Annotated in this window: 17 protein-coding genes; 12 read left to right on the forward strand and 5 right to left on the reverse strand. The window is 66.9% G+C overall.

Annotated elements, in window-relative coordinates; translation table 11 throughout:
• The first annotated feature begins 16 nt into the window (after positions 1–16).
• The 4 genes from CY652_RS25025 to CY652_RS07925 are packed head-to-tail and all read left to right on the forward strand — an operon-like array spanning position 17 to position 4,401.
• Positions 17–1,759 carry an amino acid ABC transporter permease/ATP-binding protein gene (locus tag CY652_RS25025; protein ID WP_102130165.1) on the forward strand — a complete coding sequence of 581 codons (1,743 nt, stop codon included), beginning with the start codon at positions 17–19 and terminating at the stop codon, positions 1,757–1,759.
• Between the two features lie 52 nt (positions 1,760–1,811).
• On the forward strand, positions 1,812–2,732 hold the full coding sequence (locus CY652_RS07915) for a polysaccharide deacetylase family protein (protein WP_102130166.1): 921 nt from the start codon (positions 1,812–1,814) through the stop codon (positions 2,730–2,732).
• Positions 2,729–3,652, forward strand: coding sequence for an NAD-dependent epimerase/dehydratase family protein (locus tag CY652_RS07920; RefSeq protein WP_102130167.1), 924 nt, complete (start codon positions 2,729–2,731; stop codon positions 3,650–3,652). Before CY652_RS07915 ends, CY652_RS07920 begins: the two co-directional genes overlap by 4 nt.
• 5 nt (positions 3,653–3,657) lie before the next feature.
• Complete coding sequence (locus CY652_RS07925) at positions 3,658–4,401, forward strand: SDR family NAD(P)-dependent oxidoreductase (RefSeq protein WP_102130168.1); 744 nt, start codon at positions 3,658–3,660, stop codon at positions 4,399–4,401.
• 49 nt (positions 4,402–4,450) lie between these two features.
• On the opposite strand, the gene CY652_RS07930 is transcribed toward CY652_RS07925, so the two are convergent.
• On the reverse strand, positions 4,451–5,089 hold the full coding sequence (locus CY652_RS07930; RefSeq protein WP_180970473.1) for a cupin domain-containing protein: 639 nt from the start codon (positions 5,087–5,089) through the stop codon (positions 4,451–4,453).
• A 261-nt stretch (positions 5,090–5,350) separates the two neighbouring features.
• Here CY652_RS07930 and CY652_RS07935 point away from each other — a divergent pair, with 261 nt between their 5' ends.
• Positions 5,351–6,340 carry an acetamidase/formamidase family protein gene (locus CY652_RS07935; RefSeq protein ID WP_102130170.1) on the forward strand — a complete coding sequence of 330 codons (990 nt, stop codon included), beginning with the start codon at positions 5,351–5,353 and terminating at the stop codon, positions 6,338–6,340.
• 29 nt (positions 6,341–6,369) lie between these two features.
• Here the strand turns inward: CY652_RS07935 and CY652_RS07940 are convergent, their stop codons facing one another.
• Positions 6,370–7,845: a 4-hydroxyphenylacetate 3-hydroxylase family protein gene (locus CY652_RS07940; RefSeq protein ID WP_102130171.1), complete on the reverse strand. Its 1,476-nt coding sequence runs from the start codon at positions 7,843–7,845 to the stop codon at positions 6,370–6,372.
• 309 nt (positions 7,846–8,154) lie between these two features.
• Between CY652_RS07940 and CY652_RS07945 the strand changes: the two genes are divergently transcribed.
• Entirely contained in the window at positions 8,155–8,358 is a 204-nt protein-coding gene (locus tag CY652_RS07945; protein WP_102130172.1) for a PrpF domain-containing protein, read from the forward strand.
• A gap of 28 nt (positions 8,359–8,386) precedes the next feature.
• The gene (locus CY652_RS07950) at positions 8,387–9,136 is read left to right on the forward strand and encodes an ABC transporter substrate-binding protein (protein WP_102130173.1); all 750 of its coding nucleotides are present in this window, start codon (positions 8,387–8,389) and stop codon (positions 9,134–9,136) included.
• 85 nt (positions 9,137–9,221) lie between these two features.
• On the opposite strand, the gene CY652_RS07955 is transcribed toward CY652_RS07950, so the two are convergent.
• The 3 genes from CY652_RS07955 to CY652_RS07965 form a co-directional block, all read right to left on the reverse strand.
• A complete protein-coding gene (locus tag CY652_RS07955) occupies positions 9,222–10,403 on the reverse strand; it encodes a porin (RefSeq protein WP_102130174.1) in 1,182 nt (393 codons plus the stop codon).
• Between the two features lie 120 nt (positions 10,404–10,523).
• Positions 10,524–11,828 (reverse strand): MFS transporter, encoded by a 1,305-nt coding sequence (locus CY652_RS07960; RefSeq protein WP_102130175.1) that lies wholly within the window; start codon positions 11,826–11,828, stop codon positions 10,524–10,526.
• A 170-nt stretch (positions 11,829–11,998) separates the two neighbouring features.
• Entirely contained in the window at positions 11,999–12,973 is a 975-nt protein-coding gene (locus tag CY652_RS07965; RefSeq protein WP_102130176.1) for a LysR family transcriptional regulator, read from the reverse strand.
• A 245-nt stretch (positions 12,974–13,218) separates the two neighbouring features.
• On the opposite strand from CY652_RS07965, the gene CY652_RS07970 reads away from it, so the two are divergent.
• The 5 genes from CY652_RS07970 (at position 13,219) to CY652_RS07990 (ending at position 19,115) form a co-directional block, all read left to right on the forward strand.
• Entirely contained in the window at positions 13,219–14,385 is a 1,167-nt protein-coding gene (locus CY652_RS07970; RefSeq protein WP_102130177.1) for a mandelate racemase/muconate lactonizing enzyme family protein, read from the forward strand.
• Positions 14,382–15,344 carry a dihydrodipicolinate synthase family protein gene (locus CY652_RS07975; RefSeq protein ID WP_102130178.1) on the forward strand — a complete coding sequence of 321 codons (963 nt, stop codon included), beginning with the start codon at positions 14,382–14,384 and terminating at the stop codon, positions 15,342–15,344. Before CY652_RS07970 ends, CY652_RS07975 begins: the two co-directional genes overlap by 4 nt.
• A gap of 75 nt (positions 15,345–15,419) precedes the next feature.
• Complete coding sequence (locus CY652_RS07980; RefSeq protein WP_102130179.1) at positions 15,420–16,760, forward strand: MFS transporter; 1,341 nt, start codon at positions 15,420–15,422, stop codon at positions 16,758–16,760.
• Positions 16,760–17,680 (forward strand): SMP-30/gluconolactonase/LRE family protein, encoded by a 921-nt coding sequence (locus CY652_RS07985; RefSeq protein WP_102130180.1) that lies wholly within the window; start codon positions 16,760–16,762, stop codon positions 17,678–17,680. Before CY652_RS07980 ends, CY652_RS07985 begins: the two co-directional genes overlap by 1 nt.
• Positions 17,681–17,762: 82 nt before the next feature.
• A complete protein-coding gene (locus CY652_RS07990; protein ID WP_102130181.1) occupies positions 17,763–19,115 on the forward strand; it encodes an MFS transporter in 1,353 nt (450 codons plus the stop codon).
• Positions 19,116–19,669 lie beyond the last annotated feature (554 nt).

A 19,669-nucleotide genomic window follows, 5' to 3' on the forward strand; every position in this document is an offset into this window, starting at 1 on the left:
ATCGAGGTCGACCGGTATGCCCAACCTTCGCCATTGTCGTAGTTACGCGCTCGTCGCGGCCGCGCTGTTCGCCGCCCAGTCGGCCGGCGCGGCCGGATTGTCGGGCGAGGCGGTCGCCGGCGGCTTCAGGGAATTGTTCGGCTACGTCGGTTCGTCGTTTCTGCTCGGCGGCGCCTGGATGGCCGTCAGGATCACCGTGTGCGCAATGGCGATCGGCGTCGTGCTCGGCCTCGCGCTCGCGCTGATGCGGCTGTCGCGGTACAAGGCGCTGAGCGGCGCGGCGTGGAGCTACATCTGGTTCGTGCGGGGAACGCCCCAGCTTTTGCAGCTCGTGTTCATCTTCGATGCGCTGCCGTTGATCGGCTTGCGCTTCGACGCGTTCACGACCGCCGTGATCGGGTTCGCGCTCAACGAGGCGGCGTTCAGCGCCGAGATGTTCCGCTCGGGAATCCTGTCGGTGAATCGTTCGCAGTCCATCGCGGCGGCCGCGCTCGGCATGGGGCCGTTCCTCACGTTGCGCCGCATCGTCATGCCGCAGTCGATGCGGGCCCTCGTGCCGGGCCTCGCGAACGACACGATCAACATGCTGAAGCTGACGTCGATCGCGTCGGTGATCTTCGTGAACGAGCTCACGTTCCGTTCCCAGCAGATCGTCGGGCAGAACTTCAAATTCTTTACCGTGTTCGGCGCGGCCGCCGTGATCTATCTGGCGCTCACGAGCGCCATTTCGGTGCTGCAGATCGCGCTCGAGCGCAGGTTCGATTACGAAAGCGATCATCGCCTGCGTTTTTCCTTTCTGGGGTTGCGCGCGGCCAGGCGGGCCGTGCCCGGCGAAGCCGGCGGGGAAACGCTTCGCGAACCGGACGTCGCGCAGCCGGGTTTCGAGCCCACGCCGTCGAACGACGCCCATGCCTGGATTCGCACGCTGTTGCCGCGGGAGGACGCGCACGCGCACGACGGCCGCGCGCCGTTCGTCGTCTGCAAGAAGGTCTGGAAATCGTACGGCGACCGCGAGATTCTGCGCGGCGTGGACCTGACGATCGAGCGCGGCGAGGTCGTGGTCATCCTCGGCCCCAGCGGTTCGGGCAAGAGCACGTTGCTCCGGCTGATCAATCACCTCGAGCCCATGGACTGGGGGTCGATCAAGGTGGATTCGGAATACGTCGGCTATCGCGAAGGTCCGAACGGCGCGCTGCGGCCGGTGCGCAATCTCGCGCGCGCCCGCGCGCAGAGCCGCATCGGCATGGTGTTCCAGCATTTCAATCTGTTCAGTCATCTGACGGCGTTGCAGAACGTCATGGAGGCGCCGTGCCGGGTGTATTCGGCGCCGCGTCGCGAGGCCGAGACGCTGGGCCGGGCGCTGCTCGCGAGCGTCGGGCTCGCCGCGCACGCGGATCATCTGCCGCATCGGCTTTCCGGGGGCCAGCAGCAACGCGTCGCCATTGCGCGCGCGCTCGCGGTGAAGCCGAAACTGATGCTGTTCGACGAGCCGACCTCGGCGCTCGACCCGGAACTCGTCGGAGACGTGTTGAACGTCATGCGCGGTCTTGCCGACGCGGGGATGACGATGATCGTCGTCACGCACGAAATCCGTTTCGCGCGCGAAGTGGCCGACCGGGTGGTCTTCATGGACGGCGGCGAGGTGATCGAACAGGGGCCGCCGGAGCAGGTCATCGACAACCCGGGCCACGAACGCACGCGCAAGTTCCTGAACGTCGTCGCGCACGATGCTCCCGTGCCCGGCGAGGTGACGCCGTGAACGATTCTGCAGGCCGGACGGCGCGGCGAAGACCGAAGAAGGAGAAACGCCCATGACGCGGGAACGCGATTTCGCCGGATACGGCGAGCATCCGCCCGATGCACGCTGGCCCGCAGGCGCGCGCATCGCGGTCAATCTCAACCTGAACTTCGAAGGCGGCGGGGAGCGCAACGTCGCCGACGGCGACGCGTGTTCCGAGGGCATGCTGAACGACATCGGCATGCCGTGCTATGCGGGATTGCGCAGTCCGCTGTCCGAATCGGTATTCGAGTACGGGTCCCGGGTCGGCGTCTGGCGGGTGCTCGACGTGCTGCGCCAATACCGGCTGAAGGTCAGCGTGCTCGGCGTCGTCACGGCGCTGACGCGTGCGCCGGACGTGCTGCGAGCGGTCCGGCGGGACGGCCATGAACTGGTCTGCCATGGCTACCGCTGGCTCGACTATCAGACGATGCCGCTCGAAGAGGAGCGCTCGCACGTCGAGGCCGCCGTCGACTTCATGCTCAAGGTGTCCGGCGGCACACCGTTCGGCTGGATGACGGGACGGCCGGGCATCAACACGCGCTCGCTGATCGCGGCGACGGGCCACGTTCTGTACGATCGCGACGAACTCAACGACGAGCTGCCGTACTGGACCGCCGTGGGCGGCCGCCCCCATCTGGTCGTTCCGTACTCGTACGAGACGAACGACAACCGTTTCAACGAAAACTCAGGGTTCAGCGTGGCCCGCCATTTCTCCGAGTACATGATCGACGCGTTCGACCGGCTTTACGCGGAGGGCATACATCGGCCGGCGATTCTCTCGATCGGTCTGCACGACCGGCTCATCGGTCGGCCGGCGCGCATCAGGGGGCTCGTCGATTTCCTCGACTACGCGTCGAAAAAGCCCGGGGTCTGGTTCTGCACGGGTGCCGACATCGCCCATCATTGGGCGGCGGCGTTTCCGCCGCCCGGTCGCGAGGCGCCACGCCGATGAGCGCCCGCGTGCTGGTCACCGGCGCAAACGGCTTCGTCGGCCGTGCGGTGTGCCGCATGCTCGCGGCGCGCGGCACGGGCGTGGTCGCGGCGGACGTCGAGTTCGACGAGGGTTTCGGGGGCGTTTCGTTGGAGCGGGTGCGATGCGACCTGACCGATTTCGGGCAGGTGGAAGCGTTGTTCCGGAATGGCGCAATCGACCGCGTCGTGCATGCCGGCGCGATCTCGGGACCGATGCTCTGTCGCGACGACCCGTTGACGATGCATCGGGTCAATGCGGCGGGCACGCTGAATCTGCTCGAATCCGCCCGCATTCATCGGGTCGGGCGGTTCGTGCTGCTGTCGTCGATCGCCGTCTACGGCGATCATCCGGCGCTAACGCCCGTCGCCGAGCACGCGCCGCTGCTGGCGGACGACCCGTACGGTTCCAGCAAGGCGGTGGCCGAACGGTTCGCGCTCTGCTATAGGGCATCGTTCGGCGTGCCGGTGGTTGCGTTGCGCGTATCGTCGATTTACGGTCCCGCGCGCCGTACGCCGTGCCTCGTTCAGGCATTGATCGATTCGGCCAACGACGATGCGGAGCATGTGGACGTGAGCGCATCGCCGCTGAGTCTGCGGCAGCTAATCCACATCGACGACTGTGTGCACGGTGTATTGCTCGCGCTGGACAGTACCGCGCCGTTGCAGTTCGCCTACAACATCGCGAGCGGCACGACGATCTCCGAAGCCGGGCTGGCGCAGGCGGTGGCGGCGCGATACGCGGGCGTGCGCTATCGGCTCTTCGAGGCGCCGCGCTTTTCCGACGGGCATATCGGGGCGCTCGACATCGGCGCGGCGACGCGCGACCTGAATTTCATCCCTCGCGTGTCGTTGGAGCAGGGATTGTCGACCTACGCGTCTGCGGGTTCACGGGAGAGGTGAAACGGATGGATCGACGCGAATTCGACGGCAAGGTGGTCCTCGTGACCGGCGCGGGCTCGGGCATCGGGCGATCGCACGCGATGCACTTCGCCGGCCTCGGCGCGACGGTGATCGTGCACGACGTGGACGCGGCACGGGTGCGCGAGGTCGTGGACGGTGCCGTCGATGCGGGCGGCCGCGCCGTGCCCCTGATCGCCGACGTGAGCCAGTGCACCCGCTTTCGCGCCGGGATCGAGCGCGTCGGCGACGAATTGGGCGGGATCGACGTGCTGGTCAACAACGTCGGGATTGCCGCCGACTGTCCGCTCGAAGCGATTACGGCCGATGCGTTCGACGTGGCGTTTCGCGTCAACGTACTGAGCAGCCTCGTCGCGACGCAGGCCGTCGTCGGGACGATGAAGGCGCGGCGGCGCGGCAAGATCGTCAATACGTCGTCGAACTGGGGATTGACCGGGCAGGCCGACTCGTCGCTCTACGCGGCGACCAAGGCCGCGCTGCTCGGCTTCACGAAATCGTGGGCGCGCGAGCTGGCGCCGTGGTCGATCAACGTGAACTGCGTGGCGCCGGGCGGCATCAGGACGGACCTGTTGCTGGCCAGCGAGGCGAGATTGAACGGCATTCCGCTCGGCCGCTACGGCGAACCGGCGGACGTGTCCAATCTGGTCGAGTTCCTCGCCTCGGACCGGTCCAGCTACATGACCGGCAACGTGCTGGGCCTGACGGGCGGGGAGTTGATGGTTGGCGCCTGAAACGCGTGAATGGGCCGCCGAAGGCCTGCCGCCGCGCCGTGCGCCGCGGTCAGATCGAGGGCGGCGTATTGATCCAGACGACCCGGGTCACCGTCGTGCCCGGATTCGAGTATTCGTGCGGAATGTCCGAACGGAAGAAGAACGTCGCGCCCGTCTCGAGCAGGTAGGTTTCCCGGTCGACGACCAGCTTCAGCTGACCTTCGACGACGTAACCCGCTTCCTCGCCGCGATGGGAGACCTTGCCGTTGCTGCCGCCGCCCGGCTCGAACACCATCACGAAACCTTCGAGCAGGCGTCCTTCCGCATACGGGATGAAGACCTCGGCCGCCACTTTCCGCAGGTCGGTCCGCAGACGGGTTCGGCCGATGACCGGCCGCGCGCCTTCGGCGTAGGTCGTGCAGAGGGTTTCCTCCCTGATCGAGAGCAGTTGCCCCACGTTCACGTCGAGCGCCTTGCAGAGCTTGCGCAACGTGCTGAACGACGGATTCAGCCGGTTGTTTTCGATGCGGGAGAGCAGGCTCTCGGAGCAGTCGGCGAGTTCGGCCAGCTCCCTCAGCTTGAGCCGGCGCAGCGTGCGGTAATGGCGAAGCTGGACGCCGATGTACGGCTCGTCGTCGGTCTCGGCGGCATGGTGTACCGCCTCGCGGCGCGCGTCGACGTTCGTCGCGCGGGCCGGGCTTTTCTTCACGGCGGTCGAGCGGGAGGGCGCCCCGGTTTTGCGAGACGCGCCGGCAGCGGCGGGTGAATCTTTCTTCGTTCGCGGCATGTTCGGCGCTTCCTCGCGAGACAGGCGTGGCTGTTGAAAGCCGCATTATAAATGGGCAAGATGCCTGCAAAGGCCAAGCCGGTTTCCCGATCGGCTCCCGATCGGCCGTGCGGATAAGTTATTGCGCGGCTGGTCGGCGCCCGGGAATGCGATTCAACGTATTTTTCAGGTACCGGAGGATGAATGGGACGGTCACACGTATTGCATGCCGGGCCGGAGACGGTCCATTGGGGCTACTTCGACGCCGCGCTCGCGCCTGTGCTCACGGTCGAGCCTGGCGACTCGGTCCGTATCGAGTCGGTGAACGGTCAGCCGCGCGATCTCGTCGGCCTGCCGTTCGACATGCTGCCGGAGCATCGGCGCATCCACGAGGCCTGTGCGCCGAAGCTCGGGCCGCATATCGTCACGGGCCCGGTCGCGATCAACGGCGCGGAGCCGGGCGATCTTCTCGAAGTGCGCGTGCGCGAAATCGAACTGCGCCAGGACTGGGGCTGGAATGCGATGCGTCCTTTGCGCGGCACGTTGCCCGACGATTTTCCGCGCACCCGGCTGCTGCACGTGCCGATAGACCGCGTGCAGCGGACGGCGACGCTGCCGTTCGGCATCACCTTGCCGCTGCGCCCGTTCTTCGGCGTGATGGGCGTCGCGCCGCCGCCGGCCTACGGCGCGATCAGTTCGATCGAGCCGCGCGAGCACGGCGGCAACATCGACAACAAGGAGCTGGGCGCCGGCGCGACGCTGTTCCTGCCGGTTCACGCAAGCGGCGCGCTTTTTTCGGCGGGCGACGGGCACGCGGTGCAGGGCGACGGCGAAGTCATTCTCACGGCGCTCGAGACGTCGCTCGCGGGGTTGTTCGAGTTTCATCTGCACAAGGCGGTGCACGCGCCGATGCCGCTCGGTTTGTCTCCCACGCATCTCATCACGATGGGTTTCGACGAGGACCTGGACACCGCGGCCCGGCAGGCGCTGCGGGGAATGATCGCGCTGCTCGGCGACATGACGGGATGGGCGCGCGAGGACGCCTATGTGTTCTGCAGCATGGCCTGCGATCTGCACGTCACGCAGATGGTGAACGGCGAGAAGGGCGTCCATGCGATGGTCGACCGGGCGCTGCTGTCGTCCCGGCTTGACGGCTCGCATCCCCTGGCGGTCGCGCTGCGGCGACCGGCCTGATTCGCCGTCGTCGCGCGAAGAGCACGCGCTCATGCGGCGGACCGCGCGTCCATCGCGGGCGCGCCCATGTCGCGCAACGCGGCGTCGACCTGCCCGAGCGCGGCCGGCCAGTCGTAATGCCGGTACATGTTGCCGTGATTCACGTAGGCCGAGCCGGCGTAAAACATTTCGTACTGCAGATGTCGCGACGCGAATTCCGAGCCGATCGCGTCCCATGCGAGCTTGAACAGCCGCACGCGGCCGAGGCTGTCGGTGGCGGAGGAAACCTGGGTGGCGTCGATCATTGCGGCGATGGCCGGATTCTCGAAGTCGGCGGCGGACGAGGGCAGCATGATCAGCCCGCCGCCGGAAATTTCCCGAATCGTCTGGATGAAGGCGGGGTAAAGCTCCTGAGTGAGGGTTTGCGCGGCATACAGCATCGCGGCGTTGGGGACCACGTAATCGCCGACGCGTAGCGCGGCGGCCTCCATCCCGCTGACGAGACCCTCGACGAGAGTCGCCTGTGCCGCGAGCCGGCCGATCTGCCCTTTGACTTGCGGGATGTCGATGCTGCCCGTGGTTTCGGCGATCCGGTGCGCAAGGCCGGCGAGAAACTGCAGTTTCACCGAGAGCCGGATCTGGGCCTGATAGTTCTGGTAGACGTGGGCCGGCGTATCGCTCCATTGCCGGCGGGCCGCCTCGATGTCGCCCAGCAGGAAGACGCGGTGCCACGGCATGCGGACTTCGTCGAAATAGACGATGGCGTCGTTTTCGTCGAGACGCGACGACAGCGGATGATCGAATCGCGACGCGGCCGCCTGCTCGTACGAGCGCCGCGACAGGAAATGCAGGCCCGGCGTCGCCGACGGCACCGCGCAACTGAACGCGTAGCGCTCTTCGCCGGGCCTGAGCGGCTGAATGTTGGCGACCAGCAGCTCGTCGGCCATGATCGAACTGGTGCCGAGCATCTTGGCGCCGCTGACGACGATGCCGGCTTCCTCCTCGCGGATCACGCGGGCGACGAGATCTCTCGCCTGCGTGGAGGCGGTACGCGTCTTGTCCGCCTGCGGGTTCTGGATCGCGTAGCTCACGAACAGGTCGTTGTCCCGTGCATGGGCGAAGTAGTCGGCAAGCGCCTGCGCGCGCCGCGCGTCGTGGCGGCGAAAGATCTCGATGCCCATCACCATGCCGCTCAGCGTGGTCGCCAGATGGTCGGGGGAACGCCCGAGAAACCCGTGATGGAGCCGCAACGACGCTTCGAGCGCGCGCCGCCGCGTGACGAGTCCCGCGTGGTCCGTCGGCAGGTCCCAGGCCCGGCTGACGCGCCGCCCGTTGCCCGGGCTCGCGATCGTCATCAGCGCCTGATTCTCGGGTCGGGCCTGAAAATCGTACAGGTTCGCGAACGACGCCACCGTGTTGCGGAACGCGGGGTGCGTCGTCACGTCGTCGACCCGCGCGCCGTCGATGTAGACGTTGCGGCCGTCCCGCAACGCTTCGACATAGTCCTTGCCGGTTCTCGGATTCACGATTTCCTCTGAAAGTGACTTTCGTAAAAGGAAATTTATATGAAATCGGTGCCGTGCGCCAGAGGTCCGGAAAATTGCATCGGCTCTTCGAGATCTTCAGGACCGGTTTCTTCCGGCGTGAGGCATCGGGCCCGGCGCCGCGTTCCGCCGTCGACGGCCCGTTTGCTCGATCGCCGAAACCAGGGCTCCCGTTCCCGAGCCTGGGGAGAGCGTCGACGCGCCGCTCTCCGCCAGACTGGTATCCTTGCCGATACCCATAAGCCCAGGCGCATCCTCGTTGCAGGATGCGGGCGACTCCAGGAGTGATTCATGGCCCAGAGCAGGATTCCGACCGTCTACATGCGGGGCGGCCCGAGCGAGGGCGTGTTTTTTCGGATGGACAGCCTGCGGGCGGATCCGGTTGCGAGAGACCGGATTCTGCTGCGCGTGACGGGCCGCCCCGATCCCTGCGAGAAACAGATGGACGGCATGGCCGGCGCGACCTGGGATGCCGACGAATGCGGCGACGAATGAATTTCCCTGTTTCCCGAAACGAAGAGAGATGACGATGCCCGATACCCTTCCCGTTTCCGCCATTGCGCCTTCGGGTACGTTGCGCGTGGCGATCAACCTCGGCAATGCGGTGCTCGCGCGACGCGAGGCCGACGGCCGGCCGGCCGGCGTGTCGGTCGATCTCGCCGCGGAGCTGGCGCGGCGTCTGGGCCTGGCCGTCGAGCACGTCGTCGTCGACGCTGCGGCGAAGTCCGTCGAGGCGGTCCGCAGCGGCGCGGCGGACGTTGGATTCTTCGCCGTCGATCCGGTGCGCGGCGCCGGCATTTCGTTCACGGCGCCGTACGTCCTGATCGAGGGCTGCTACCTCGTGCGCGACGATTCGCCGATCGTGGCGAACGCCGACGTCGATCGGGACGGCAACCGCGTGGCCGTCGGCGGCGGCAGCGCGTACGACCTGTTTCTGTCGCGCGAACTCAAGGCCGCGCAGATCGTGCGCGTGACGACTTCCCAGGCGGTCGTCGAAACGTTCGTCGCGCAGCGGCTCGAGGTGGCCGCGGGCGTGCGGCAGCAGCTCGAGGCGGACCGGGCGCGCCACGACGACCTCCGGCTCATCGACGAGCCGTTCATGGTGATCCGGCAGGCGATGGGCGTGGCCCAGGGGCGCGGCGACGCCGCGCTGCGCTACGTGGCGGCGTTCGTCGAGGAGATGAAGGCGTCCGGGCGCGTCGCGCAACTGCTCGCGCGGCATGGCATCGAGGGCGTGTCGGTTGCGCCGCCTGCGTCGGCGGATGCGGGGTAGGTGAATCGCGTGGCAGGGCGGCGCACCGGTCTCGCGAACGGCGCGCGCCTGCGGCAACGAAGTTCTCGCGCGATGTCCCGGCCGGCTAGAACCGATGCCGGATGCCGATGCGTATGACGGTCTGGCGGTCGCTCGACGACGGTTCGGCCTGGTTGGTGATCGAGGCGACGGCGGGAAGGTCGAGCGAATCGGTGCCGGACGCCTGCTGGAACACGCCGAGCAGGTAGACGTCGGTACGCGTCGAGAGCGAGTAGTCGATTGCCGCCATGGCCTGCTGGTAGGTCGCGCCGGGATTGACTCCGGTACTCGACGAGATGCGGCTGCGGTTCGTGTAGACGTATGCGATGCCGACGAGCAGCGAGGGCGTGAACTGGTAGCGGTAGCTGCCTTCGATCGTGCTGAAGTGGACGCTGCCTTCGTAACCGGACGGATCGGGCCCGCTCGACGTGTCGCCGAGCGACTGGAACGCGATGTTCGAATAGACGAGCCCGACGGTCGATGCGCCGAACGTGTAGTTGCCGCCGACGCTCGCGACCTGCCACGTGCGTGCCGACATGAACCCGCTGAACGACGGATAGGTCGAGTTTTCGGTCTCGGCCGCCTGCGCGGCGGGGATCTCGTTGCCGAACACGCTGACGTTCGGGTTGCGCACGTTGTTGTAGCCGGCGGCGAGGACGAGCGGTCCCTGCGCATAGCGAAGCGCGACCGACCATGCCTGGTTGCGTCCCACGCTGCCGGGTACGCCGCCGAGACCATAGAGCGCGCCGAACGACAGGCCGTGATACACCGCCGAGGTGTACTTGACCGAATTGTTGATCCGCCATGCGTCGTTCAGGTTGTCCATGTCGCCGAGGTGCGCGCCGATGTTGCCGGCCCATTGCGACGCGGCTTCGAGCGGACCCACGAAGTCGGCGTTGACGTCGTATTGGCGCCCGAAGGTCAGCGCGCCCCACGATTTCTTCGACAGCCCGACGAATGCCTGCCGGCCGAACAGCGCGCCGTTCTGGTCGGATTTGCCCGTGTTGTTGTCGAAGCCGTTTTCGAGCGTGAAGATCGCATGCAAACCGTTGCCCAGGTCTTCGTCGCCGCGAAAGCCCCAGCGGCTGCCCTGCATCACGGCGCTTTCCAGCCCGTACGAGCGGCCGCCCTCCATGTTGCTGTTGTAGTTGATGCCCTCGTCGATGATGCCGTACAGCGTGACGCTGCTCTGTGCCTGAGCATGCAGGGAAAACGCGGCGCATGCCGCAAGCGGAACGATTCGCTTCATGAATGTCCTCGAACGGGTCGTGGTGAAAGTGGAACGTGACGGACCGGGGCCGGCGTTCGCGCGCCGTTCCGCGGCACGCCGTGCCGTGTCGTTATGGGCGAGCCTGTAGGGGCGCGCCGTTCAGGCGGCGCCGAGCTGGGGGTGGGGACAGCGTGACGGGCCGTCCGGCCGGATCGGTTCGACCGGGCCGACGACGAACAGGTAACTGCATGCGCCTATCACGCAGAACAGGCCGGCGGTGACGAGCGGCACGACGAACGAGCCGTGCGTGAGGGTCAGCATGACGCCGGTGAAAGTGGACGTGAGAATGCCGGCGACGTTCGACGCGGTGTTTTGGACCGCGCTCAGCGTCGCGACGTGACGCGGCGTCGGCGCGACGTCGGCCGGCAGCGACCACGCGTTGGCCGACGTGAACGACAGGCTGAAGTACGTCACGACGAACAGCGCGAGCGCGACGGTCCGGCTATCGGCGAACGCGCACAGCGTGATCGCGGACGAGAGCAGCATGCCGGCGACGAGGCAGGTCTTGCGCGCGGCCGTCATGCTCCAGCCGCGGCGGAACAGCAGGTCGGACGTGCCGCCGCCGATCCAGCTTGCCGGTATCGCGCACAGCGCGGGCAGCATGCCCAGCGTCCCCAGTTGCGCGAGCGAGAAGCCGCGCGCGCTCATCAGGTAGGTCGGGAACCACGTGATGAAGAAGTACTTGACGAAGTTCATGCAGAAGAAGCCGAGCATCATCCCGACGATCGTGCGATGGCGCAGCAACGCGGCCCAGCGCAGGTTCGGCGCGTCGGCGTCCGGTGCGTCCTGCGCGCCGCGCGCGAGTTGCAACGCATGCAATTCGGCAGGTTCGACGCGCGGATGCCGCTCGGGGTCGCGGTAGACGAGCAGCCAGACGACAACCCATGCGAAGCCGAACGTGCCGGTCACGAGAAACGACCACTTCCAGCCGAACCTGGCGATCGCCCAGGCGACGACGGGCAGCGAAAGCGCCGCGCCGATCTCGACGCCGCTCGTGAAGATGCCCGAGGCGAGTCCGCGCTCGCTGCGCGGAAACCACGTCGACACGACCTTCGTGCAGGCCGGATAGGCGCCGGCCTCGCCCGCGCCGAGCAGCAGGCGCGCGGCGACGAGGCCGGGCACGCTGCGCATCGCGCCCGTCAGCATGGTGAAGGCGGACCACCAGACTACGGAGACGGCCATCGTCACGCGCGCGCCGATCCGGTCGGCAAGCCAGCCGAACGGAATCTGCATCGCCGCGTAGGTCCAGAAGAACGCGCCGAGAACGAAGCTCATCGCAGCCGCGTTCAGATGCAGCTCGCGCTGGATGAACGGGGCGGCGACGGCAAGGTTCGCGCGATCGATGTAATTGATTGCGCTGGCGGCAAAGCACATCGCAATCATCGTCCAACGGGCTCGGGGCATGTCTCCTCCGTCTGTCCGGCGGCGTTCGATGCGCCGCGGCATTGTTCTCCGGTCAGGGCCGGTTCGTGGGGCACATACTATGGAGGCCTGATTGAACAATCAAATCGATATTGCGGATTAATTTATCGGGTTTTCAACTGAATGGCGGGCGTGGCTTTGCCGCGGCGCGATCAGGACGCCTGGCGGCGTTGTCGCTGGCCGGGCGCGGCCGGTAGCGCCCGCGTCGTCGCGCGTTGCCGCCGGGTCGTGCGCCCCTGCGCCAGGTCGGACCAGCGCTCGCGCAGCAGTTCGACGAAGGCCGTGACGGCCGCCGATCCGGCGTCGTTGCGGCGCCGGATCAGACAGATCCGGCGGTCGCTGATCGGCAGCCGGATCGGTATCGCGACGAGGCCCGGCATCTGGAACTGGAACAGGGCGAGCGTCGGGACGAGGGTCGTGCCGATGCCGCTCGAGATCAGGCCCGCGGCCGTCACGAGGTTGTAGACCTCGAATTCGGTCGGCGGCGACGACGGATAGAACGCGGCCTCGATGTGCTGGCGGATGCTGCTCGTGCGGGCGAACTTGATCATCGGCTGGTCCAGCACGTCGCGCGCGACCAGTTCCTGGCGCGCCGCGAGCGGATGGTCGTCGCGGCACACGAAGTGGAACGTGTCGGATAAGAGCGGCTCGCTGACGAGATCGCGGCCCGGCGAAATCGGCGCGCTGAGCGCGAGGTCGGCCTGGTTGTTGCGCAGGATCTCGAGGCAGGTGTCGGCCGTCACGTCCTTCAGTACGATCTCGATGCCAGGATGCCGCTCGCGGAACGCCGTCAGCACGGGCGGCAGCGCGCCGGCCGCGACCGTCGGCAGGGCCGCGATCGTCACGCGCCCGCGACGGCGGTTCGCATGGTCGTTCAGCTCGTCGAACGCATGCGTCATGTCGTTCAGCAGGCGCGCCGCCACCGCTTCGAACAGTGCGCCTTCGGCGGTCAGTTCGACGTTGCGCGTGCTGCGGTTGAACAGCCGGACGCCGGCATGGTCTTCGAGGTTCTGTATCAGCGCGCTGAACGCAGGTTGAGACAGATGGCACTGTTCGGCCGCGCGCGTGAAGCTGCGTACGGCCGCGAGCGTCGTGAATGCGCGTAGATGACGGATCGAGAGATTCATGGCGGTAGGCTCGCGGGAAAGACAGCGCAGCGTAGCAGACAGAGTTTTCCAATTGATCCGTAAAGCGGATTAATCCATACAATTAATCGATTTGTTATGGCCTTGCAACTGCCGTATCGTTTTTCGAATCGATGCGCCGGATCACGCGGCGCATGAGGGCGGTCCGGTCTCGCAGGAACAGATGGGAGACGCGCGGTCGCCCGGACTTATCCCCGCTATCCATCGGTTGCTAACAGGATTTCTTCATGGCTCTTATCGAATCGGTTTCCGTCTGTGTCGCCCGCGTTCCGCTCGGCAATCCCGTCACCTTTTCCACCCGCACCGTGCAGGCGCGCGAATATTGTCTGGTCCGCGTGCGCAGCGTCGACGGCATCGAAGGCGTGGGCTACTGCTATGCGGTGAACACGTCGGGCCGGCTGCTGGCGGTGGCCGTGACCGATCTGCTCGCGCCGGTCGTGGTCGGCGAAGAGTCGCTGCGGGTCGAGGGCTTGTGGCAGTCGATGTATCAGGAAGCGCTGCTGCAGGGGCGCGCCGGCGTCGTGCTGCGCGCGCTGTCCGCGCTCGACACCGCGATCTGGGACCTCAACGCGCGTGCCGCGGGGCTGCCGCTTTTCCGCTATCTCGGCTCGACCCGCGACGAGCGCGTGCCGGCCTACGCGAGCGGCGGCTACTACTGGCCCGGCAAGACCAACAAGGCGCTGGCCGACGAGATGGCCTCGCACGTGGCGAACGGCTTCGATGCGGTCAAGATGAAGACGGGGCGCCTGAGCCCCGCCGAAGAGGAATCGCGCCTCGCCCACGTGCGCGAGGCGATCGGCCCGAACGTGCGGCTGATGCTCGACGCCAACAACGCGTGGCAGGATTTCCCGACCGCGCTCGAATACGTCCGGCGCTTCGAACGCTACGACCCGTTCTGGATCGAGGAGCCGTTTTCGCCCGACGACATCGACAACCATGCGCGGCTTGCGAAGGCGACGCGCGTGACGGTGGCGACGGGCGAGATCGAGGCGGGCCGCTGGCGCTTCAAGGAGCTGCTGGCCCGCGAGGCCACCACGCTGCTGCAGACCGACGCGACGGTGTGCGGCGGCGTGACCGAGTGGCGGCGCATCACGGCGACGGCGGCCAGCTTCGGCATCTCCGTGGCGCCGCATGCGTGGCACGATCTGCACGTGCATCTGGTCGCTTCCGCGCCGAACGCCACTTACGTCGAATTCATGCCGGACGCCCACATCGTCAACTTCCGCGAGCTGATCGACACGCAGATCGTCGCGGAAAAAGGGCATCTGCTGCTGCCGCAGACGCCGGGGCTCGGCTTCCGCTTCTCGGACGACGCGATCGCGCGTTACGGCGTGACGCAAACGGGCGAGAGCGGGCCGTGGCAGCGCGTCGTCAAGTCGGGAGCCGGGCGATGAGCGCGGCGGCGCCGCGCCTGACCGGCGTGCTCTCGCCGGTCCTCACGCCGTTCGACGCGAACGGCGCGCCGTCCGGCGAGCGCTTCGTGCGGCTGTGCCGATCCCTGCTCGAACAGTCGGTCGGGCTCGCGATCTTCGGTACGAATTCCGAGGCGAATTCGCTGTCGCTGCACGAAAAGCGCGCGTTGCTCGACGCGCTGCTCGAGGCCGGCTTGCCCGCGGCCCGGATGATGCCCGGCACCGGCGCCTGCGCCTTGCCCGACACAATCGAACTGACCCGGCATGCGGTGGCGAGCGGTTGCGCCGGCGTGTTGATGCTGCCGCCGTTCTACTACAAGGGCGTCGGCGACGAGGGATTGTTCCGTGCGTTCGCGCGGGTGATCGATGCGGTGGCCGACGACCGGCTGCGCATCTATCTCTATCACATTCCGCCCGTATCGCAGGTCGGCATCGGCACGTCGTTGATCGAGCGGCTGCTGGACGCGTTCCCGGGAATCGTCGCCGGGATCAAGGACAGCTCGGGAGACTGGGCGAACACCGCGATAATGCTCGAGCGTTTCCAGCCGCGCGGCTTCGACGTGTTCGCCGGCAGCGAGACGTTCCTGCTGCGCACGCTGCAGGGCGGCGGCGCCGGTTGCATTACGGCGACGGGCAACGTGAACGCGCAGGCGATTGCGCGACTCGCGCGCGACTGGCGGGCGGCGGACGCGGCGCTCCGGCAGCAGAAGCTCGATGCGATTCGCGCGATTTTCCAGCAGTTTCCGATGATCGCCGCGATGAAGGCGGCGATCGCCTGGCAGTCGGGCGATGCGGAGTGGGCGACGGTGCGGCCGCCGCTCGTCGAGCTCGACGCGGCGCAGCGCTCGACGTTGCAGCAACAGCTCGGCGCGGCCGGTTTCGAAGTGGTCGGCGCGGCCGGCCTCGCCCAGCCCGACCATGCGGGCGCGGCGGCACACTGAACCCGTCACGCTTCGGCGCCGCAAAACGAATAACAAAAACCTGGGCACGACCGGAAGGTCGTGCAGGAGACACCGATGTTCGCGAATCGCAAGCGGCTGCTCGTCTATGCGCTGCTGTTTCTGCTGCTGCTCATCAATTATCTGGACCGTATCGCGATGTCGATCGCCGGCAAGCCGCTCGCGGCCGAGCTGCATCTCGGGCCGGTCGCGCTCGGCTATCTGTATTCGTCGTCGCTGTGGATCTACATCCTGTGCCTGCTGCCCGCCGGCGCGCTGACGGACCGGTTCGGCACGCGTCGCGTGATCGGCGTGGCGATCGGGCTGTGGTCGGTCTGCCAGATTCTGGGCGGCTGCGCGTTCGGGCTCGTGTCGCTGGTCGCGGCGCGAATCGGCCTCGGCGTGTTCGAGTCGCCGACGAACGCCGCCGGCAATCGGGCCATTCGCGAATGGGCGCCGCGCAACGAACGGGGCAGCGCCACGTCGGCGTTCATCATGGGATCGTATGCGGGACCGGCGCTCGGCGCGCCGGTCGTCGCCTGGCTCGTGACCCGCTACGGATGGCGGATATCGTTCATCGTCACGGGTGTGCTCGGCCTCGCCTGGCTCACGCTGTGGCTCGCGCGGTTTCGTCTACCGGAAGAAGCGCGCTGGCTCGGGGCCGCGGAGCGCGAGCAGATTCTCGCGCGGCGCGACATGCAGGCGGACCGGCATGCCGCGCGTCCGGCCGGCCTGCGCGGGCTGCTCGCGTCGCCGACGATGTGGGCGCTGGCGCTGACGCAGGGCTGCATGACGTACACGCAGTATCTGTTTCTGACGTGGTTTCCGACCTATCTGCAGACCGCGCGCGGCCTGACGATCCTGAGCAGCGGTTTCTATACGGCGATTCCCTATGCGGTGACGGTCGTCGGCTGCCTGCTGATCAGCATGGCGGCGGACCGGCTGTTCGACATGCAGGCGCTGTACGCGGGCAAGCGGCGCTATGCGGTCGCGCTGTTCCTGCTGCTCTCGGCCGACGTGCTCGTTGCGCCGTCGTTGCGCTCGACGCCGCTCGTGATCGTGCTGTTCTCGTTGTCGATGCTGGCCAGCGCCTGCGCGATGGCCTGGAACTTCGCGCTGACGAACGATCTGCTGCGCTCTGCGGACGATGCGGGCGTCGCGTTCGCGGCGCTGACGCTGGGCGGCAACCTGTTCGGCATCGTCGCGCCGATCGTGACCGGCTACGTGGTCCGGGCGACCGGGCATTTCGATGCCGCGTTCGCGATTGCCGGCGTGCTCGCGATCGTCGGCGCCTTCACGGTGCTGGTCTTCGCGTCGCGTCCGCTCGGCGGTCCGCCGGTTCACGACCGGGACGCGGCGGGTACGTCGAGTTCATCGGGCCCGTCGGGCGCGCTCCACATGGCACAGGGGGACCTCTGATGACGGACGTTGCGCGCATCGACATGTCCGTATGGACCCGGCTGCCCGACGCGCTTCGCCGTCCGGTCGTGACGACGTGGTCGCGGGCCAACGCGGGCGGCCGCCAGGTGGACAGCTTTCTCGAGGGGCCGTGCTTCGACGACGCGGGCAACCTGTTCGTCGTCGACATTCCGCACGGCCGGATTTTTCGCGTGACGCCGGCCGGCGAGTGGTCGGTCCTCGCCGAGTACGACGGCGAGCCCAACGGGCTGGCGCTGCATCCGGACGGCCGCCTGTTCGTCGCGGATTGCCGGCGCGGCCTGCTGAGCATCGACACGCACAGCGGCGCTGTGCACGACGTGCTCGCGCGGCGCAACGCGGAGGGTTTCAAGGGGCTCAACGATTTGACGTTCGCGCGTTCGGGCGACCTGTATTTCACGGACCAGGGGCAGACGGGGCTCCACGATCCGACCGGCCGCGTGTTCCGGCTGCGTTCGGACGGTCGGCTCGACCTGCTGATCTCGAACGGGCCGAGTCCGAACGGCCTCGTGCTGTCGCCCGACGAGTCGGTGCTGTTCGTCGCGATGACCCGCGACAACGCGATCTGGCGCCTGCCTTTGCTGCCCGACGGTTCGGCGACGAAGGTCGGGCGGTTCTGCGCATTCCACGGCACCGGCGGGCCGGACGGCCTCGCGATGGACGAAGCCGGCAACCTGTTCGTCTCGCACGTCTCGCTGGGGACCGTGTTCGTCGTGAATCCGGATGGCGAGGTGATCCGCCGTTTTCGCTCGCTTGAGGGGCGGGCGACGAGCAACGTCGCGTTCGGCGGCGCATCGCGCGACGAGGTGTTCGTCACCGAGTCGGCGAGCGGGAGCATCCTGCGGTTTCCATGGGCGACGCCGGGCATCGCGTTGCCCGGTAACGCGGCTCGCGCGCGTTGACGGGCGGATAGGCGCCGCCCGGCGCAAGACGATTGCGCTGGCATGACGACAGCATCGATAGAACAAGACAAGGGAGACATCGATGGCGAACGACTCCGCCTCGCCCCGCGCGGCCGGTCTCGACGGATGGGCGGACTTGGCGCTCGAGCGCCGCGTGGTGCGCAAGACCGCGGCGCGGATCGTTCCGTTGATGGTCCTGCTGTACATCGTCTCGTACATCGACCGGATCAACATCGGGTTTGCAGCGCTGACGATGAACCGGGATCTCGGCATCGACAGCCGCGCATTCGGACTCGCGGCCGGTATCTTTTTCGTCGGATATTTTCTGTTCGAAGTGCCGAGCAACGTGATGATGGTGAAGTACGGCGCGCGCCGCTGGATTGCCCGCATCCTGCTGACGTGGGGTTTGCTGTCCTGCGCCACGGCCTGGGTCGGCGGCGAGCGCAGCTTCCTCGTGTTGCGCTTCCTGCTCGGCGCGGCCGAAGCCGGCTTTTTCCCGGGCATCATCTACTATCTCGGCGACTGGTTTCCGGCCCGCTATCGCGGCAGGATTCTCGCCGCGTTCATGTTTGCGCTGCCGGCCTCGCTCGCGTTGGGCGCGCCGCTGTCGACGGCGCTGCTGCGCATTGACGGACTATGGGGCTGGCACGGCTGGCAGTGGATGTTCATTGCCGAGGGCGTGCCGCCGGTTCTGCTGAGCGTCGTGGCCTTCCTGCTGCTCAAGGATGCGCCGCGCGACGCGCGCTGGTTGTCGGAGACCGAGCGCAACTGGCTGGGCGCGGAACTCGCGCGCGAACGCTCGGCCATCGAACCGGAACCCGGCCACCCGTTGAAGATTGCGTTCGCGCATCCGGTCGTATTGCTGCTGGCATTCGTCTATTTCTGCGCGACGTCCGCGAATCTCGGGCTGTCGTTCTTTTTGCCGCAGATGCTGAGGCAGCAAGGCTATTCGATCGCCGCCGCCGGGTGGATCACGTCGGCGACCTACGTGGCCGGTTCGGTCGGCATGGTCGGTTTCGGTGCGTTGGCGGACCGGCTGAGCGGTAGTCGCGGTTGTCTCGCGGCGACGCTGCTGATCGCGGCGGTGGGCCTCGCCTGTGCGGGATGGCTGGAGAGCGGCGTCTATGCGATCGTCGCGCTCGGTATCGCCGCGGTCGGCATTCTCGGCTCCAAGGCGCCGTTCTGGACTATCCCGCCGACTTTTCTGCGCGGTTCGGCGGCCGCGGCGGCGATTGCCTCGATCAATTCGATCGGCAATCTCGGCGGGTTCGCGGGGCCGTTTCTGCTCGGGTGGGTGCGCAACGTCACCCACGATTATCGCGGCGGCCTGTACGTGCTGTCGGCCGCGTTATTGCTGTGCGCCGGACTGGCCGGCCTCCTGAGGACGCGGGCCCGTGAGCCGCGCGCCGATGCGGACGCGCCGGTTTCCGGCTGACGCGCGGCCCGGGCTTGCCGCGCCCGCTTCCCCCGGTGACGCTCGATCAATCCAATGACAATATGTCGCACCGGGTTTTGTCGAACTTATATCAATATCCACCGTTTCAGGCCGATAACGGAAAGAGGTCGTTTATTTTTCCCATTCAAGTGGGCCTATTGAAGGGTTTTCCCGCTTCATTGTAAAGATCGCGTATGGGTTGGGCCGGTCGTTAATCCGGTCGAACCCGTCAGGAAAACCTTTTCCGGATTCCGCCGAATCGGGTATCCGATGGCATCCATTTCATGGCGTATCGAAAGGCCCGGAATGATCCCGATGGCCGCGGGTCATTTCTTCATATCTTTAAGGATGCCTTACTGGAAATGCGGGTTGAAAGAATGAAAAACCCGTTGCCCAGGCCCGCGCCTTAAAAACGTTACCGGCGTCGAGAAACGAATATTTTGAATCGGATGAATATCCGGGCCGTCACCTGTGCCTATAAAAACACGCCTGAATCAGGAGGGAGCGGGAGGGGACGGACGCGCCGCTGGCCGAAACCCTAATCCGAAAGCAGG

The organism is Burkholderia sp. WAC0059, assembly GCF_002870125.1.
Lineage (GTDB): Bacteria > Pseudomonadota > Gammaproteobacteria > Burkholderiales > Burkholderiaceae > Paraburkholderia.

Excerpts from the sequence above, each read along its gene's own strand:
- CY652_RS07985 (WP_102130180.1), top strand. The coding sequence starts at position 16,760 with ATGACGGACGTTGCGCGCATCGACATGTCCGTATGGACCCGGCTGCCC.
- CY652_RS07920 (WP_102130167.1), top strand. The coding sequence starts at position 2,729 with ATGAGCGCCCGCGTGCTGGTCACCGGCGCAAACGGCTTCGTCGGCCGT.
- CY652_RS07990 (WP_102130181.1), top strand. The coding sequence starts at position 17,763 with ATGGCGAACGACTCCGCCTCGCCCCGCGCGGCCGGTCTCGACGGATGG.
- CY652_RS07980 (WP_102130179.1), top strand. The coding sequence starts at position 15,420 with ATGTTCGCGAATCGCAAGCGGCTGCTCGTCTATGCGCTGCTGTTTCTG.
- CY652_RS25025 (WP_102130165.1), top strand. The coding sequence starts at position 17 with ATGCCCAACCTTCGCCATTGTCGTAGTTACGCGCTCGTCGCGGCCGCG.
- CY652_RS07915 (WP_102130166.1), top strand. The coding sequence starts at position 1,812 with ATGACGCGGGAACGCGATTTCGCCGGATACGGCGAGCATCCGCCCGAT.
- CY652_RS07955 (WP_102130174.1), bottom strand. The coding sequence starts at position 10,403 with ATGAAGCGAATCGTTCCGCTTGCGGCATGCGCCGCGTTTTCCCTGCAT.
- CY652_RS07950 (WP_102130173.1), top strand. The coding sequence starts at position 8,387 with ATGACGATGCCCGATACCCTTCCCGTTTCCGCCATTGCGCCTTCGGGT.
- CY652_RS07970 (WP_102130177.1), top strand. The coding sequence starts at position 13,219 with ATGGCTCTTATCGAATCGGTTTCCGTCTGTGTCGCCCGCGTTCCGCTC.
- CY652_RS07960 (WP_102130175.1), bottom strand. The coding sequence starts at position 11,828 with ATGCCCCGAGCCCGTTGGACGATGATTGCGATGTGCTTTGCCGCCAGC.
- CY652_RS07965 (WP_102130176.1), bottom strand. The coding sequence starts at position 12,973 with ATGAATCTCTCGATCCGTCATCTACGCGCATTCACGACGCTCGCGGCC.
- CY652_RS07925 (WP_102130168.1), top strand. The coding sequence starts at position 3,658 with ATGGATCGACGCGAATTCGACGGCAAGGTGGTCCTCGTGACCGGCGCG.
- CY652_RS07975 (WP_102130178.1), top strand. The coding sequence starts at position 14,382 with ATGAGCGCGGCGGCGCCGCGCCTGACCGGCGTGCTCTCGCCGGTCCTC.
- CY652_RS07945 (WP_102130172.1), top strand. The coding sequence starts at position 8,155 with ATGGCCCAGAGCAGGATTCCGACCGTCTACATGCGGGGCGGCCCGAGC.
- CY652_RS07935 (WP_102130170.1), top strand. The coding sequence starts at position 5,351 with ATGGGACGGTCACACGTATTGCATGCCGGGCCGGAGACGGTCCATTGG.